This window comes from Rhodococcus cerastii, assembly GCF_033042195.1.
Taxonomy (GTDB): Bacteria; Actinomycetota; Actinomycetes; order Mycobacteriales; family Mycobacteriaceae; genus Rhodococcoides.
Genome location: NZ_JAWLKF010000003.1, coordinates 182237 through 196944, shown reverse-complemented (window position 1 = coordinate 196944; position 14708 = coordinate 182237). Strand labels below are relative to the sequence as shown.

Sequence of the window (14708 nt, the reverse complement as noted above, 5' to 3'; positions counted from 1 at the left end):
GCCCTTATTCTTCAGTGGTGGGCAATCAGGAAGGCGTGAACGTGGCGCATAGTCGGATCCTTCGGCGAGCGGGGCTGACAGCATTTCTCGGTGTAGCCGCGTTGATGCTGTCGGGCTGTTCCATCAGCAGCGACAACGTACTCAATTTCGGTTTCGCCTCGGGCGTCACCCCGCAGGGGCGACGCATCGGCGACCTGTGGACGTGGTCGGTCATTGCCGCCCTGGTCATGGGCATCATCGTGTGGGTTCTGATCTTCTGGGTGGTGCTGTTCCACCGTAAGAAGAAGAGCTCACCGGAGTTCCCTCGCCAGACGGCCTACAACGTTCCGCTCGAGTTGTTCTACACGGCGGTCCCGTTCGTGATCATCGCCGTCCTGTTCTACTTCACCGTCGTGGTGCAGAACTACGTCGACGAGAAGCAGGCCGATCCCGACGTCCAGGTGGATGTCACGGCTTACCAGTGGAACTGGAAGTTCGGCTACCGCACCATCGACCTCAAGGACGGTGCCGCCAAGTACGAGGGCACCGACGAGGAGGAGCAGGCTGCCGCCGAGGCCGCTGCCACTCCGGGCGAAGGTGCCGAGGGCAGCGAGGACGGCGAGTTCGTTCCGGGACCGATCAACGGAGCATCCACGCAGGATCTGTCGTACCTGCACTACAACAAGATCGAAACGGTCGGCTCGAGCGAAGAGATCCCGGTCCTGGTTCTGCCGACCGGTAAGCGCATCGAATTCGTGCTCGCGTCCTCGGACGTCATCCACGGATTCTGGGTTCCGGAATTCCTGTTCAAGCGTGACGTTCTCCCGAACCCCGAGGAGAACCACTCCGACAACGTCTTCCAGATCAGCGAAATCGAACGCGAAGGCTCCTTTGTCGGACGGTGCACCGAAATGTGCGGCACCTTCCACTCGATGATGAACTTCGAGGTTCGTGCCGTGTCTCCCGAGCGGTTCGAGCAGTACATCGAGCTTCGCAAGCCTCTGTCCGAAGGTGGAGATGCGCTGACCAACGCGCAGGCACTCGAAGCCATCGGCGAAAGCCCTCTCGCAACGAGCACCGCTCCGTTCTCGACCGACCGCACCCTCCGCACAGCCGCTGTCGCTGAAGGCAACTGACCAAGGAAGCATGCTGATATGAAAATCGAAGCCAAGATCTTCGAAATCCTCACTGTCTTCTTTCTCCTGGTCGGCATCGTGTACGCGTTGTTCACGGGCCTGAGCCGCACAGGAGTCGAGTGGGCCGGAGTCACCGCGATCTTCTTGTCGGTCGGTCTGACGTTGATCGTCGGAACCTACTTCCGATTCGTCGCACGACGCCTCGACACCCGACCCGAGGACTTCGACGACGCCGAGGTCAGCGACGGCGCAGGAGACCTGGGCTTCTTCAGCCCCGGTAGCTTCTGGCCGATCGTGCTCGCAGGCGCCGCGTCCATCACCGCCATCGGATTCGCCTTCTTCCAGCCGTGGCTCATCGCCCTCGGCGTGGTGAGCGTCATCGCTGCGGCCGCAGGTTTGGTGTTCGAGTACCACGTCGGTGCCGAGCGCCACTAACTCCATCTGCTCCACCCGAAAAGGGCCCCGGTTGTTCTCACGAGCGACCGGGGCCCTTTTCTGCTGTCCGCCATACCGGCCGAACAGGATGGTCCGCTCATGGCGCTGTGAGGTGACACGGAGAGCGAGCGTGTGGAGGTCGAGCGCGCTGCGGTGAACGAGGTGGCACGCACCCTCAGGAAACGTCGGCCTCCGAGTGGGACCGAACGGCACGGGGCACCTGATCGGCAAGCGAATCGAGGGAGATGTTCAGCGCGCCGCACAACGCGGCGACGGTGAAGAACGCCGGCGTCGGAATTCGGCCGGTCTCGATCTTGCGCAGAGTTTCGACCGAGATGCCTGCTGTATCGGCGACGTCGGTCATGGTTCGGCCACCGCGGGCATGACGCAGAGCGGAGCCGAGCCTGGCACCGCGGGCGAGTTCGCCGGGGGTGAGTGGAACACGGACCATGACACCGATAGTAATACCGGTCGTCGCGAACCCCGGAGCTGAGACCGGTCGATGTACCTGGGATATGGATGGGTCATCCGACGGTGGGGGAGGGGGGAGGGCTATCGGATCTCCCGGCGACGAGCAGCCGGCCGTGCTGCCTCGGAGGGTGATGCGAAGTGTTCCAGCCCGGATCGTGTTCGCAGACAACAAAAAGGGCGACACCGTTGCCGGTGTCGCCCTTTTCGAGACTCTGTCAGATGTCAGTGTTCTCTGTCGTTGTCGCTTCGACCCGAAGCGATAGCGGTGTCCTCATCCGAGTGGAGTCCATGGCCGTTGCCGTTCGAGTGGCCGTTGCCGTTCGAGTGGCCGTTGCCATTGGAGTGGCCATTGCCGTTCGAGTGCCCGTTGCCATTGGCATGGCCGTTGCCGTTCGAGTGGCCGTTGCCGTGGATGCCCGCCTGGTAGTTGCGGAGCATCGTCAGCTGCTCGTGTTCACCCTTGTGAAGGGCATCTTCGAGAGCCTTGCTCTGTGCCACCGGATCCGGACTGAACAGCGATCCCGAGCCGGGCTTTCCGGCCGAGCCGAGCTTGTTCATCTTCTTCGGAACGGCTGCGCCCTGGTAATCGAGGGGAATCGGGTGTCCGTGATCGTCGACCGGTCCGAGCGGCTGGTGGATTTCCACGTACTGGCCGTGCGGGAGTCGCTTGATGATTCCGGTTTCGATGCCGTGCTCGAGAACTGCCCGATCGCTGCGCTGCAGTCCGATGCAGAATCGGTACGCGATGAAGTACGCGAGCGGAGGCATGGTGAGAATTCCGATACGACCGATCCACGTCATCGCGTTGAGCGAGATGTCGAACTTGTAGGCGATGAGGTCGTTGATGCACGAGAGCGTGAGGATCACGTAGAACGTGAGGGCCATCGCGCCGATCGCAGTACGCACCGGAACGTCACGGGGACGCTGAAGCAGGTTGTGATGCGCAGTGTCTCCGGTCAGACGCTTCTCGATCCACGGGTACGCGATCATCACGGTGAAGACGAGACCCATGATCACTGCCACCCAGAACACTGCCGGGATGGTGTAGCGCCCGGCGATGTATATCTCCCAGGCAGGCCACAGTCGTGCCATGCCGTCGGTCCACATCAGGTAGAAGTCGGGCTGCACGCCTGCCGACACTTGCGACGGGTTGTACGGTCCGAGATTCCAGATCGGGTTGATCTGGATGAGTCCGCCCATTGCTGCCAGCACACCGAAGGTGACGGCGAAGAAAGCACCGGACTTGACCGCGAAGACCGGAAGAATACGAACGCCGACGACGTTCTGCTCCGTGCGGCCGGGTCCGGGGAACTGCGTGTGCTTCTGGTACCAGACCAGGGCCAGGTGGGCTGCGATCAGCGCCAGGATGATGGCCGGTAGAAGAAGAACGTGAGCGACGTACAGGCGCGGAATGATGATCGTGCCGGGGAAGTCGCCGTCGAAGATGAGCCAATGCATCCACGTGCCGATGATCGGGATACTCATCGTGATGCCACCGAGAGCGGCGCGGAGGCCGGTGCCGGAAAGCAGATCGTCGGGGAGCGAGTAGCCGAAGAAGCCCTCGAACATCGCCAGGATGAGCAGCAAACAACCGATGACCCAGTTGGCCTCGCGCGGGCGACGGAACGCACCGGTGAAGAAGATGCGCATCATGTGCACGATGATCGAGGCGGCGAACATCAGGGCCGCCCAGTGGTGAATCTGCCGCATGAACAGACCGCCACGAACCTCGAACGTGATGTCGAGAGCGGTGGCGTATGCCCTGGACATCGTCACACCGTTGAGGGGGGTGTACGCACCGTCGTACACGACCTCGCTGAGCGACGGATCGAAGAACAGGGTGAGGAACACGCCCGAGATCAGCAGGATGACGAAGCTGTACAGCGCGATCTCACCGAGCAGGAACGACCAGTGCGTGGGGAAGACCTTGTTGATCTGGCGACGCAATCCCGGCGCCAGGTGGTAACGACTGTCTACGCCGTCGGCCTGCTTGGCGGCGAGGGTTTGCAATGTACTCATGAGTCACGCTCCGGACGACGTTCCCAGAAGGCGGGCCCCAGAGCTTCGGTGAAATCTCCCGAAGCGACGAGGAATCCCTCTTCGTTGACAGTGATGGGAAGTTGGGGCAGCGCACGCGCAGCCGGTCCGAAGATCGGCTTGCCGTACTCGAGCGCGTTGAACTGCGACTGGTGGCAAGGGCACAGAATTCGGTTGGTCTGCTGCTCGTACAACGATGTCGGGCAACCCAGGTGCGTACAGATCTTCGAGTAGGCGAAGTAGTCGCCGTAGTTGAAGCTTTCTTGACCCTTGCGCTTGATGACGGTGCTGGCGGCATCCGGGCGAAGGCGAATGAGCATGACCGAGTTACGAACTCCACGCAGCGAGACGAGCAGATCGTGCTCGCTCTCGCGGTCCGCTTCGCGGAACGGGAAGACGGTCTCCATGGCACCAGCGTCCAAGTCCTCGGGCCGAACGAGAACGACATCTTCCGGTCGCCCGGTGTCTCGTCGGAGGTAGATGGTCTCTCCATCGTAGCGAGGAGTCCAGCCGGATACCCACAACGGCGAATCTTCGCCCTTGGCCCAGGGATTCTTGATCAGTCCACCGAGGGGGAGCAGCGCCATGACGCCGAGCGCGCCACCACCGAAGACGAGCGAACGCTTGATCACCTTGCGGCGACCGATGGTCGACGTGTCGAGCGAATCGCCCAGCTCTGCCACGAGAGTCTTGCGGTCCAGCTCGGACGAGCCGCCGTCGTGACGGTCCTGGATGGAGACTTCTTCGGGGATGAACTTCTTGGTGAACTGCACCGCGCCGATACCGACCGCGAGGATCGCCAGGCCCATCGTGCCGCCGATGAGCGGGGTGTACAGCGAGTAGGCCAGGTAGTTCTCTTCGCCGATACCGGAGTACTGCCACGGCCAGAACAGGTAGATGCCGATGAATGCGACAGCGGCGAGGCCGGCGATCGCGAACCAGATCGCGACGCTGCGCTCGGCACGCTTCTCGGCGCGGGTACCTTCCACAGCCCAACGGTTGCGGCGGAAAGCGACATCGACACCGTCGAGGTTGGTGCCGAGCTCGACCAGTTCGTCGCGGCTCATCGCGGCGAGTTCCTCGTCGGTGTACTTCTTGTCCGCGTTCACGCCGTCGGCACCGGGCGCATCCTTGCGTCCGGATTCGTCGTCGTTGCCCGCGTCCTTACGGCCGGAATCGCCGTCGGTCATGATCTAGCTCCGATCCACAAAGTTGCTCCGACGACGGCGATGATGCCGACCGTCCAGATAGCGATCATCTCGGTACCGGGACCGAAACTTCCGATGCTCCAACCGCCTGCGGGAAGGGTTTCCTGGGCCGACTTGACGTACGCGATGATGTCGGACTTCTCCTCGATCGTCAGCTGACGATCGGAGAACTTCGGCATGTTCTGCGGGCCGGTGACCATCGCGGTGTAGATCTCCTGCTCGTTGGCAGGGCCGAGGGACGGTGCGAACTTGCCCGAGGACAGAGCGCCGCCTTCACCGGTGAAGTTGTGGCAGGAAGCGCAGTTGAGTCGGAACAGTTCACTGCCGCGTCCGATGTCGCCACCGCGCAGGGACTCCTGAGCGATCTCACCGTTCTCGTCGCGGATGACCGTCGGTCCGCCGCCGTTGGCGTTGATGAAGGCACCGAGGGCGTCGATCTGCTTGTCGTTGAACTTCGGCGGCTTGCGCATCGCCTGTGCCTCGTTGCGAACAGCGGGCATACGACCGCTCGACACCTGGAAGTACACGGCTGCTTCGCCGACGCCGATGAGGCTCGGTCCGCGATCCTGAACACCCTGCAGGTTGGCACCGTGGCACGTGACGCAGGACGTGTCGTAGAGCTGCTTGCCCTCGCGGATGAGCGCTGCCGAATCGGTATCGGCAGTCGCGACCTGAGGAGCCGGCGTCAGGGCCGAGGCGAGGAACCCTGCGCTCAGGAGGCCCATCATCAGAACGAGAGCACCGGTGATGCGTCGGCGCGTCCTACGCTGCCGTCTCGTCTTGGAGGCGGCGTTGTCGTCGGATGCTGCTGGGGGAGATGTACTCATCTTCTATCCCTTGTCGTGTCGGGACGGACCGAACGTCGGGGGCTGATTCCGTTCGCTCGTTATCTTTGGTGTGCTGACTGTCACTAGCGGATGAAGTAGATCGTTGCGAAGAGGGCAATCCAGACGATGTCGACGAAGTGCCAGTAGTACGAAACGACGATGGCCGCGGTGGCCTGCGCGGGCGTGAACTTACTGACCAGCGTTCTGGTGATCAGGAAGACGAAGGCGATGAGTCCGCCGATGACGTGCAATCCGTGGAAACCGGTCGTGATGTAGAAGACCGAGCCGTACACGCTGCTCGAGAGCGTCGTGCCCTCGTGCACCATGTGGTAGTACTCGTACGCCTGGCCGGCCACGAAGAACGCGCCCATCACCAGAGTGATGATGTACCAGCGGCGCAGTCCGAAGACGTCACCTCGCTCGGCGGCGAACACACCCAGCTGGCAGGTGAACGACGATGCGATCAGCACCGCGGTCACCGGCACAGCGAGCGCGAGGTTCAGCTCCGTCGGCTCCGGCGGCCAGATTCCATTCGCCTGGGCGCGTGCGACGAAGTACATCGCAAACAGCCCGGCGAAGAACATGAGTTCACTAGACAGCCACACGATCGTGCCGACGCTGACCATATTGGGACGGTTCAGCGAGTGCACGCGTTGGGTGATTGCCGATCCTTGAGTCCCTACAGCGCTCGTCACAAAGAGAAGTATGACCCGTCGTAGTACGGAAGGCATATCCGGGTCCGCTCTTGGCGCGTCGTGTCGGAACGAATCCGCGTACGTCCTTGTTCCCGTGCTGGTCAGAGCCTCTGTACGGGCCGGTAGGGTCCAGTCGTGCAAGGCTGGCCTCATGGCAAAGCGCACCGAAGGTGGATGGTTTCGGAGACTGTTCTCGCGATCGACGGCCGAACGTCTGGACCCCACTCGCGAGGACCTCGTGACAGTGGCGAGTTGCTTCGACGATGCACAGGCATGCTCGGCCGTGCTCGACGAAGCAGCGAGGACCCGACCGCTGTGGACGGAATCGGCGGAGGTGGTGCTACGGCATCATCTCGTGTTGCCTTCCGACCAAGTGGAGGACGCAGCAGCGGTTGCGGCTCAGGACGACTACGAAGTGGGGCCGGCCGCCGAACTACCGGAGAGCACCGGCTACCGCCCTCGGGTGGAAGGCGGCGTGCCGCTGGTTCTGCAACGTGTTCAGGTACTCGACGCTCTGCACTGCTCGCAGGAGCGTTCTCGCATGGCCGGCCTTGCTCAGCGTCGAGGGGGAGCAGTACTGGGGTGGGACGCACTGCAGCCCGCGCAGCCCGACGCAGCGTCTGGCTAAGCTTCCACCGCACCGAGTGCATCGACGGCAGAAGGGCACGGCAGAACCACCATGACCGCAGCGATCAGCGACGAACAGCCGCGAACCTGGCGTCGAATCCTCGGCGCGTTGACGAACCACACCGACCTGTCCAGCGCCGACACCGGCTGGGTCATGGACGAGATCATGGCCGACAACGCGACAGCCGCGCAGATCGCAGCCTTCGGAGTAGCGCTGAAGATGAAAGGTCCGACGCCGGCGGAGGTCAACGGACTCGCCGAATCGATGTTGGCGCACGCAGTGCTGGTGCACACCGACACCGACGCCGTCGACGTCGTGGGGACCGGAGGAGACGGAGCGGACACCGTCAACATCTCCACCATGGCAGCCGTCGTCGTCGCTGCCAGCGGGATCCGAGTCGTCAAGCACGGCAACCGCGCAGCGTCGTCGAAGAGCGGCACGACCGACGTGCTCGAAGCATTGGGGGTCCGAGTGACCCTCGGGGCCGACGCAGTCGCGTCGAGCGTCGAGCAGGTCGGCATCGGCTTTTGCTTCGCACCGATCCACCACCCCGCACTGCGCTTCGCTGCCGCACCGCGCAAGGAAATCGGAATCCCCACGGTCTTCAACGTGCTGGGGCCACTGACGAACCCCGGGCGCCCGCGCGCAGGCCTGATCGGCTGTGCGTTCGAGAACCTGGTCCCCGTCGTCGCCGACGTGTTCGCAGCCCGGGGCAGCTCGGTGCTCGTGGTCCGCGGTGACGACGGACTGGACGAGATCACACTGTCCACCACCACGACAGTGCACGTGGTGTCCGATGGTTCGGTGACCGTCGAGACGATCGACCCGCTCGACTACGGCATCGCCCGAGCGCCCATAGAAGCTCTCAGAGGTGGAGACGCCGAATTCAATGCAGCGGTGGCGCACCGAGTGTTCGCCGGAGAACAGGGCCCCGTCCGCGACGCCGTACTGCTCAATGCCGCCGCAGCCATGGCAGCGCACCACGGCGTGTCCGACGACCTCCACGCCCGAATCGAAGCCGGATTGGCCACTGCCGCAACAACAATCGATTCCGGTGCAGCAGCACGGCTACTCGCCGACTGGGGTCGATGCACCACCGAACTCGCCGGCTGACGAAGAGCGCGGCTACTCGCCTATCGAGAACCCGGCTTCGACATCGGCACTCGAATAGGACTGGAACGCAATGTGAGTGGTGGTGCTGCGCACCCCCCGCACACGATTGATGTGCTTGGTGATGACCTCTGCGATCGACGCATGATCACGAACTTTCACGATGGCGATCAGATCGACATCACCAGCACACGAATAGACCTCCGACACCCCGTCGACATCCGCAACGGCCTGCGCCGCTTCCGGAATCAAGTCGGCCTCGGCGTCGATCAAGACGATGGCATTGATCATGTGCGCTCCTCAAGCATCTCGAGCTCGGTGTCCGACGCGAGCTACCCCCAGACCCTAGTTGCTGCCGTACCCCGACAGTCGTCCCGCAGGCTCCGCTCCTGACCTGAACAGTCGTTCCGCAGGCTCCACTCCTGAGCTGAACAGTCGTTCCGCAGGCTCCACTCCTGCCCTCGCGGCTTCTCTCGCCGTCCGACACCACGACTCCCACGAACCCGCCGATCGTGCCGGGCTGCAGTACCCACTGCTCGTGCGCACGATCCGGACTCCGTCCGTGCGCAGCCAGGCCGCAATAAGTCCGACTTCCTCCGGGGGCGCGCCGCGCAGCGGGGTCGTATCGGGCACCACCGTTTCGGCCGACGCGGTGATGGCATCGACGACGGGCATCGGATGCACTCCCCGCGGCGCGACGGCAGCGCCGGCCAGCCGGCCGAAGCGCACCACGATCAACTCCCACCCGCCGTCGGCCGTGCGCCTCGCCGCAACCAGTTCGGCAATGGCGGCCACTGCTGCCGATCGGTGCATCCGGCGCAGTGCATCGACGGTGATCGCAATTCTGTCGCGCAGACGGGCAGCCGTCTCGTACAGCTCCTTGTCTGCGAGCTCGGCGACGCGGCGGCGCATGGAGTAGAGAACGGCGTCGTCCTGGCCACACACCAGCGCGAGAAACTGCGTCGGGGCATCGGAGTACTCGTCGGCCGTCAACGGGCCGGACAGTGCCGCTGGGCAGCCTCCGACGTCGGTCGCCGGGCACTGGTCACCGTGTCGAACCGAGCGGGCCAGACGGCGAGTGCACGTACGCAGGCGGCAGAACTCCGCGACGAGCGCCGCGGCCTCTGCGGCGTCACCGCGAACCGAGAACGGTCCGAGACTGTTCGGTGCCGGGGTGCGGACGATCGACAGGCGAGGGAACGCCTCGTCGGTCAGGGTGATCCACCACCCTTTCCTGGGGAACTTCGAGCGGCGGTTGTACGGCGGGATGTGCGCCGAGAGCAGACGTAGCTCGCGGACTCCGGCTTCGAGCGCGTGTGCACACTCGACGTGGTCGACGCGGGTGGCCAGTGCGACCATCTCCTTCATCCGGCCTCGGGTCTCCGAGCCGGTGAAGTAGTTGCGCACGCGTCGTTTGAGGTTGTTGGACGTACCGACGTACAGCACCTCGTCGGACGGGCCGCGGAACAGATAGACGCCGGGTGTGCCGGGAAGATGGGCGGCCAGCCCGCGTTTGGCGCGCTGGCCGGCCGACACCGCGGGTAGGTAGTCGACCAACTCGGCGTAGCTGTGGACTCCCTGATTGCCCACGCGTTCGATGAGGCCGTGCAGAACGTCGACCGTGGCCCTGGCGTCGTCGAGCGCACGGTGGGTAGGCCTGGTGCCGGATCGGAACAGAGTCGACAGTGCGGACAGCTTCACCGACGGAGCTTCGTCGCGGGTCAGAACTCGGCGAGCCAGCTTGACCGTGCACAGCACCTGAAACCGTGGCCACGCGATGTCGAGACGGCTCGCGGCGGCCTTGAGGAATCCGGTGTCGAAGCCGGCGTTGTGCGCCACCAGTACCGAACCTCGTGCGAACTCGAGGAAACCGGGCAGAACCCGTTCGATGCGCGGCGCACCGATGAGCATCGCCGATGTGATGCCGGTCAGTTCCACGATGTACGGCGGAATGGACCTGCCCGGGTCGATCAACGTGGCGAACTCGCCGAGAATCTCGCCGCCTCGAACCTTGACTGCCCCGATTTCGGTGATGGCCTCGGTGTCCGCGCTACCGCCGGTGGTCTCGAGGTCGACGACGACGAACGTCGTCTCGTGCAGCGGGGTGTCGAGTTCGTCGAACGTCAGCTGGATGGGCAGGCTCACCGGGACGACGTTAGGGCCGACCTCCGACAAGAACGCTCATCGCGCCGTCGAACGTCGTCGTGTCACGGAACCTGTCGGTGCCCGTCGCTATCTTTCGCTGAGTCGGCCTATTCGGCCGCCGGAAACCGTAAAGAGACAAGGATCACAATGATCATCGATTGCAGTGACTGCCTGGTCCGTGCCATCGCCTGCGCGGACTGCGTCGTGACGGTGCTTCTGGGGCCTCCGGGGATGCCGTCCGGGTCGGACGGACGGCGGGTCGGTCCGCCGTCTCGTATCACTCTCGAGCAGGAGGAACTCGGTGCCATGGGGGTGCTCGCCGATGTCGGTCTCGTGCCCACTCTCAAGCTCGTGGTGAACGACGACGACATCGCCGAGGTTCCTTTGTTATCGACTCGTGACACACCGGGGGATCAGCGCGCCGGCTAGCGAGAATCGAGCCGAATTCGCTCTCCTCGGCGAGTTGGGGTCGACACGGGGGTATGCCATTTCGTAATCTTCCTGAGACCTTGCGGAGTCTCGCCAGTCCAAACCGGAGTGGCGTCGCAAGTCACCGCCTAATCGTTCACTCGCGAGAGTGTTCGTATCGGGAACCCGATATCTACTGGGGTGAATCCCGCTGAGCCACCACACGGTGGCCGGTGGGTAGGGCTGCTCTTCCCAGCCCGAACCCGTCAGCTAACTCGGTCGGCGGACGATAGGAAGAAACGGAGCACCATCTTTCGTGGCGTCACAACTTTCCAACCGAACATTGCGGCGAGTCCTCGTAGCCGGAGCGCTCACGGCAGGCGTGGTCGTTCTTCCCGCTGCACCCGCAATGGCGGCCCCCCTCACCATTCCCGGCGTCGGAACCTTCGAGATTCCTGACATCCCGGGCCTTCCTCCCCTCAACCTTCCGGGTGTGCCCGCGCCGGGTGCGCCGTTGGCACCGCAGGTCACCCCGGCTGCGAAGGCCGTTCAGGCCGCAGAATCCAAGATCGGAGCACCGTACGTGTACGGGGCTTCGGGTCCGGATTCGTTCGACTGCTCGGGCCTCGTCCAGTGGGCGTACAAGCAGGCCGGCGTCAGCTTGCCTCGTACGAGCTACGACCAGGCCGCCGCAGGCACTCCGGTCTCGCGCGACAGCCTCGCCCCCGGCGACGTCGTCTCGTTCTACGACGGCTCGCACTCGGGCATCTACGTCGGCAACGGCAATGTCGTGCACGCATCCACGTCCGGCGTGCCGGTCAAGGTTGCCCCGCTCGACTCGATGCCGTTCGACGGTGCTCGCCGTTACTGACTCGAGCGATCGACGTTCGTTGTGAACCGACCGACAGGGTCGAGCCGTTCATCGGCTCGGCCCTGTCGGCGTATCCGGACACGGACTGCGCGACACGCCGGTTCGGTGGACAGGGAAGGATCCAGTTCGTAATCTGATCGAGACCTGGTCGATGTTTATTTTGTGACCTGTCACCTCGAACCCCCGTCGATTTCGGACCGTGTTCACGTCCGCGCCCGTAAGAGCATGGGTATGGTTCGTTTTCGGACTACTTTTCCAACCGTTGCCTCGGTCGAGGCAACATCTGTGAGGACGGAGAGTCGCTTTCCGTGGCGATATCGAGATCTACCCGAGCGTTGCGTACGGCCCGAAACTCGGTGGTTGCGCTCGCGCTGACCGCATGCATCGCCGTGGTGCCGACGACGACGGCAACCGCGCAGCCGGGATTCGGTTCGGCATCCGACGCGCAGACCGAACTCGCCGAGCTCTCTCGCCAGTCCGAGCAGACCACCGAATCTCTGCACGATGCTCAGATCGATCTCGACGCCAAGACCCAGCAGCAAATCGACGCTCAGGCCCTCGTCGACCAGAGCCGTGCCGCCGTGGACGCAGCGCAGGCGCAGTTGGAGCAGCTCAAACCGGCCATGGACAAGGTCGCCAACGTCAACTACCAGGGCGCGCGGACCAACCGACTGTTCGCCGTCATGGTCAGCGACTCACCACAGCAGTTGCTCGACCAGATGTCGGCGCTGGACGTGATCTCGGCGGAGACCGCCGACCAGGTCGCCCGATTCAAGCAGGCCAGCTCGGATGCAGAGACGGCCGAGCAGGCCGCGACGACGGCCGCCGAACAGGCACGCGTCGCCGCAGAGCAGGCCAAGGCCGTCAGCGACGATCTCCAGGCCAAGCAGAGTGAGCTGCAGGGACAGATAGCCGAGGTCATGGCCGCCTACAGTGCGCTCTCGTCCTCGGAGCAACTGTCTCTGGCCGGTTCGACCCTGCCCGACGGGTTCGACCCGTCCTCGATTCTGCAGAACCTGACGCCGGGATCGGGAGCCAGTGCGCTGCAGGCCGGCCTCACGCAGATCGGCAAGCCGTACGTCTGGGGCGCAACCGGTCCGGATGGCTTCGACTGCTCCGGGTTGGTCGTGTGGGCGTACAAGCAGGTGGGCAAGACGCTGCCGCGATCGAGTCAGGCGCAGGCGGCGGGCGGAACTCCGGTGGATCAGAAGGATCTGCAGCCCGGTGACGTCGTTCTGTTCTATCCGGACATCTCACACGTCGGAATTTATGCCGGAAACGGCAACGTGCTGCATGCCTCCACATTCGGTGTGCCCGTGAAGGTGCAGTCGATGGCATCGTTCCCGTACTACGGGGCGCGTCGATACTGAGGTCGTGTCTCGACGATCGACGAGTGGCGGCATGAGCACCTCGAACCGACCATCCGGGTTGCACGTCATCCTCCGATCGTCATGGCGGCGCTGGCTTGTCGTCGTGGTCGTCGTGGTGGTCGCCGTCTCGGTCGTCCTGATTCACCGATTCGACGGCCCGCCCACGGCCGGGACCGCCGAGGTCACCGTCGGCCAGGACCCGCCGACCTACGATCAGCAGCGCCGCGCCGATGTGACCGTCCTCCTCGACCAGTGGGCGCGCGCGGTTCGTTCCGGTGATCTCGACGCACTGCGCGATGTGATGGATCCGCAGGCCGACCCCGGCTTCGTCGAAGCGCAGCTGCGCCGGGCAGCAGTGGTACCCGGCGTCCCCTTCGCGGAGTTCGGCTACGACCTGGGCGACGAGCCCGAGACCCCGGTGCCGCCGTCGATCGCAGCGGCGCTCGATTCCACCGATGTCTGGGCACCCGCGGTGTATCTGCGATACGCGATCACCGGCCCGGACGCATCGCCGACGCGTCGGCCGGTCTCACTCGTCGTCGCCGAGCGGGACGGTCGATGGCGGTTGGTCGACGACGCGGATCTGACCGAGTATCGACGCCAGACCTGGCGTGGGCCGTGGGACTTCGGCCCTCTCACCGTGCGTTCGGTGGCCACTGCAGCCGGGACATCTGTGGTCATGGGTCATCCGGACCGCGATGCGTTCGTGGAGAACCTTACGGCCGAACTTCCGTCGGCAATCGCGGCCGTGACCGACTTCTGGGGAGACGACTGGGCGGGCGACGGGCTGATTTTCGTCGCATCCTCGGCGGAGGAGTTCGCCGAACTGACGGGGTCCGATCCGTCCACCGACGTGGCTGCGGTGACGGTGTCCGACGCGGTGGCGGCCGACGGCTCCCGTCCGACGGGTCAGCGGGTGGTGTTCGGTCCCGACGCCGCGTCGAGGTTGACGCCGTTCACCGTGCGCTCGGTTCTGCGGCACGAGTTGACGCATGTGGCGGCGAGGGCGCGGACGTCCGACGGTACGGAGTTGTGGGTGTCGGAGGGGTTCGCCGACTATTCCGGGTATCGAGGGTCCGGTGCCGAGTTCGCGCAACTGGCACCCACTCTCGCGGCGATCGTGGCGGCGGGTGGGCCGCCGACGGTGCTGCCGAAGAACGAGGATTTCGGTGCCGGTGGTGCCCGGTCGAGTGTGGCCTACGAATCGGCCTGGTCGGTGTTCGCATTCGTGGCCGACCGGTTCGGGGAGTCGACCCTGCGTTCCCTGTACGAAGCGCTCGCGTCCGAGAGCCCCACCGATTCTGCATTCGAGTCGGTGCTGGGACTCGGCCGGGCACAGTTCGTGTCCTCGTGGGGTGACTGGGTGGCTCGCCAGGCCGGCTGACACG

15 protein-coding genes and 1 riboswitch are annotated in these 14708 nt (G+C 64.3%); of the genes, 8 read left to right on the top strand and 7 right to left on the bottom strand.

What is annotated here, in order from left to right; translation table 11 throughout:
• Positions 1 to 35 precede the first annotated feature (35 nt).
• Both ctaC and R3P93_RS07765 read left to right on the top strand, forming a co-directional pair.
• On the top strand, positions 36 to 1115 hold the full coding sequence (gene ctaC, locus R3P93_RS07770) for an aa3-type cytochrome oxidase subunit II (protein ID WP_068052110.1): 1080 nt from the start codon (positions 36 to 38) through the stop codon (positions 1113 to 1115).
• Positions 1116 to 1133: 18 nt separating this feature from the next.
• Positions 1134 to 1550, top strand: coding sequence for a cytochrome c oxidase subunit 4 (locus R3P93_RS07765; protein WP_068052104.1), 417 nt, complete (start codon positions 1134 to 1136; stop codon positions 1548 to 1550).
• A gap of 175 nt (positions 1551 to 1725) precedes the next feature.
• Here R3P93_RS07765 and R3P93_RS07760 read toward each other — a convergent pair whose 3' ends face one another.
• From R3P93_RS07760 to ctaE, 5 genes are all read right to left on the bottom strand, one after another.
• Positions 1726 to 2001, bottom strand: coding sequence for a helix-turn-helix domain-containing protein (locus R3P93_RS07760; protein WP_068052101.1), 276 nt, complete (start codon positions 1999 to 2001; stop codon positions 1726 to 1728).
• A 242-nt stretch (positions 2002 to 2243) separates the two neighbouring features.
• A complete protein-coding gene (gene qcrB / locus R3P93_RS07755) occupies positions 2244 to 4040 on the bottom strand; it encodes a cytochrome bc1 complex cytochrome b subunit (RefSeq protein WP_317532719.1) in 1797 nt (598 codons plus the stop codon).
• Complete coding sequence (gene qcrA / locus R3P93_RS07750; protein ID WP_256980917.1) at positions 4037 to 5248, bottom strand: cytochrome bc1 complex Rieske iron-sulfur subunit; 1212 nt, start codon at positions 5246 to 5248, stop codon at positions 4037 to 4039. Before qcrA ends, qcrB begins: the two co-directional genes overlap by 4 nt.
• A complete protein-coding gene (gene qcrC, locus R3P93_RS07745; RefSeq protein ID WP_094640137.1) occupies positions 5245 to 6093 on the bottom strand; it encodes a cytochrome bc1 complex diheme cytochrome c subunit in 849 nt (282 codons plus the stop codon). The genes qcrA and qcrC overlap by 4 nt, the downstream gene beginning before the upstream one ends.
• Before the next feature lie 83 nt (positions 6094 to 6176).
• Entirely contained in the window at positions 6177 to 6788 is a 612-nt protein-coding gene (gene ctaE, locus R3P93_RS07740; protein WP_037192869.1) for an aa3-type cytochrome oxidase subunit III, read from the bottom strand.
• A gap of 151 nt (positions 6789 to 6939) precedes the next feature.
• On the opposite strand from ctaE, the gene R3P93_RS07735 reads away from it, so the two are divergent.
• Positions 6940 to 7416, top strand: coding sequence for a hypothetical protein (locus R3P93_RS07735; protein ID WP_068052095.1), 477 nt, complete (start codon positions 6940 to 6942; stop codon positions 7414 to 7416).
• Positions 7417 to 7467: 51 nt separating this feature from the next.
• A complete protein-coding gene (gene trpD / locus R3P93_RS07730) occupies positions 7468 to 8529 on the top strand; it encodes an anthranilate phosphoribosyltransferase (RefSeq protein ID WP_094640136.1) in 1062 nt (353 codons plus the stop codon).
• Between the two features lie 12 nt (positions 8530 to 8541).
• Here the strand turns inward: trpD and R3P93_RS07725 are convergent, their stop codons facing one another.
• Positions 8542 to 8817, bottom strand: a complete 276-nt coding sequence (locus R3P93_RS07725) for an Lrp/AsnC family transcriptional regulator (protein WP_068052089.1) — start codon at positions 8815 to 8817, stop codon at positions 8542 to 8544.
• 54 nt (positions 8818 to 8871) lie between these two features.
• On the bottom strand, positions 8872 to 10671 hold the full coding sequence (locus R3P93_RS07720) for a DEDD exonuclease domain-containing protein (protein ID WP_317532718.1): 1800 nt from the start codon (positions 10669 to 10671) through the stop codon (positions 8872 to 8874).
• A 147-nt stretch (positions 10672 to 10818) separates the two neighbouring features.
• Between R3P93_RS07720 and R3P93_RS07715 the strand changes: the two genes are divergently transcribed.
• The 4 genes from R3P93_RS07715 to R3P93_RS07700 all read left to right on the top strand — a co-directional run bounded on the left by R3P93_RS07715 (position 10819) and on the right by R3P93_RS07700 (position 14704).
• Entirely contained in the window at positions 10819 to 11100 is a 282-nt protein-coding gene (locus R3P93_RS07715) for a hypothetical protein (RefSeq protein WP_317532717.1), read from the top strand.
• Between the two features lie 115 nt (positions 11101 to 11215).
• Positions 11216 to 11379, top strand: a riboswitch (cyclic di-AMP (ydaO/yuaA leader).
• Positions 11380 to 11395: 16 nt separating this feature from the next.
• Positions 11396 to 11950, top strand: coding sequence for a C40 family peptidase (locus R3P93_RS07710; protein WP_068052083.1), 555 nt, complete (start codon positions 11396 to 11398; stop codon positions 11948 to 11950).
• A 308-nt stretch (positions 11951 to 12258) separates the two neighbouring features.
• Positions 12259 to 13320, top strand: coding sequence for a C40 family peptidase (locus tag R3P93_RS07705; RefSeq protein ID WP_394855265.1), 1062 nt, complete (start codon positions 12259 to 12261; stop codon positions 13318 to 13320).
• 31 nt (positions 13321 to 13351) lie between these two features.
• Positions 13352 to 14704 carry a hypothetical protein gene (locus tag R3P93_RS07700; protein ID WP_317532716.1) on the top strand — a complete coding sequence of 451 codons (1353 nt, stop codon included), beginning with the start codon at positions 13352 to 13354 and terminating at the stop codon, positions 14702 to 14704.
• The last annotated feature ends 4 nt before the right edge of the window (positions 14705 to 14708 follow it).

What these genes read in the sequence shown, in the direction of transcription:
- R3P93_RS07765 (WP_068052104.1), top strand. Translation starts at nt 1,134, where the DNA reads ATGAAAATCGAAGCCAAGATCTTCGAAATCCTCACTGTCTTCTTTCTC.
- R3P93_RS07760 (WP_068052101.1), bottom strand. Translation starts at nt 2,001, where the DNA reads ATGGTCCGTGTTCCACTCACCCCCGGCGAACTCGCCCGCGGTGCCAGG.
- qcrB (WP_317532719.1), bottom strand. Translation starts at nt 4,040, where the DNA reads ATGAGTACATTGCAAACCCTCGCCGCCAAGCAGGCCGACGGCGTAGAC.
- qcrA (WP_256980917.1), bottom strand. Translation starts at nt 5,248, where the DNA reads ATGACCGACGGCGATTCCGGCCGTAAGGACGCGGGCAACGACGACGAA.
- qcrC (WP_094640137.1), bottom strand. Translation starts at nt 6,093, where the DNA reads ATGAGTACATCTCCCCCAGCAGCATCCGACGACAACGCCGCCTCCAAG.
- R3P93_RS07735 (WP_068052095.1), top strand. Translation starts at nt 6,940, where the DNA reads ATGGCAAAGCGCACCGAAGGTGGATGGTTTCGGAGACTGTTCTCGCGA.
- trpD (WP_094640136.1), top strand. Translation starts at nt 7,468, where the DNA reads ATGACCGCAGCGATCAGCGACGAACAGCCGCGAACCTGGCGTCGAATC.
- R3P93_RS07725 (WP_068052089.1), bottom strand. Translation starts at nt 8,817, where the DNA reads ATGATCAATGCCATCGTCTTGATCGACGCCGAGGCCGACTTGATTCCG.
- R3P93_RS07715 (WP_317532717.1), top strand. Translation starts at nt 10,819, where the DNA reads ATGATCATCGATTGCAGTGACTGCCTGGTCCGTGCCATCGCCTGCGCG.
- R3P93_RS07700 (WP_317532716.1), top strand. Translation starts at nt 13,352, where the DNA reads ATGAGCACCTCGAACCGACCATCCGGGTTGCACGTCATCCTCCGATCG.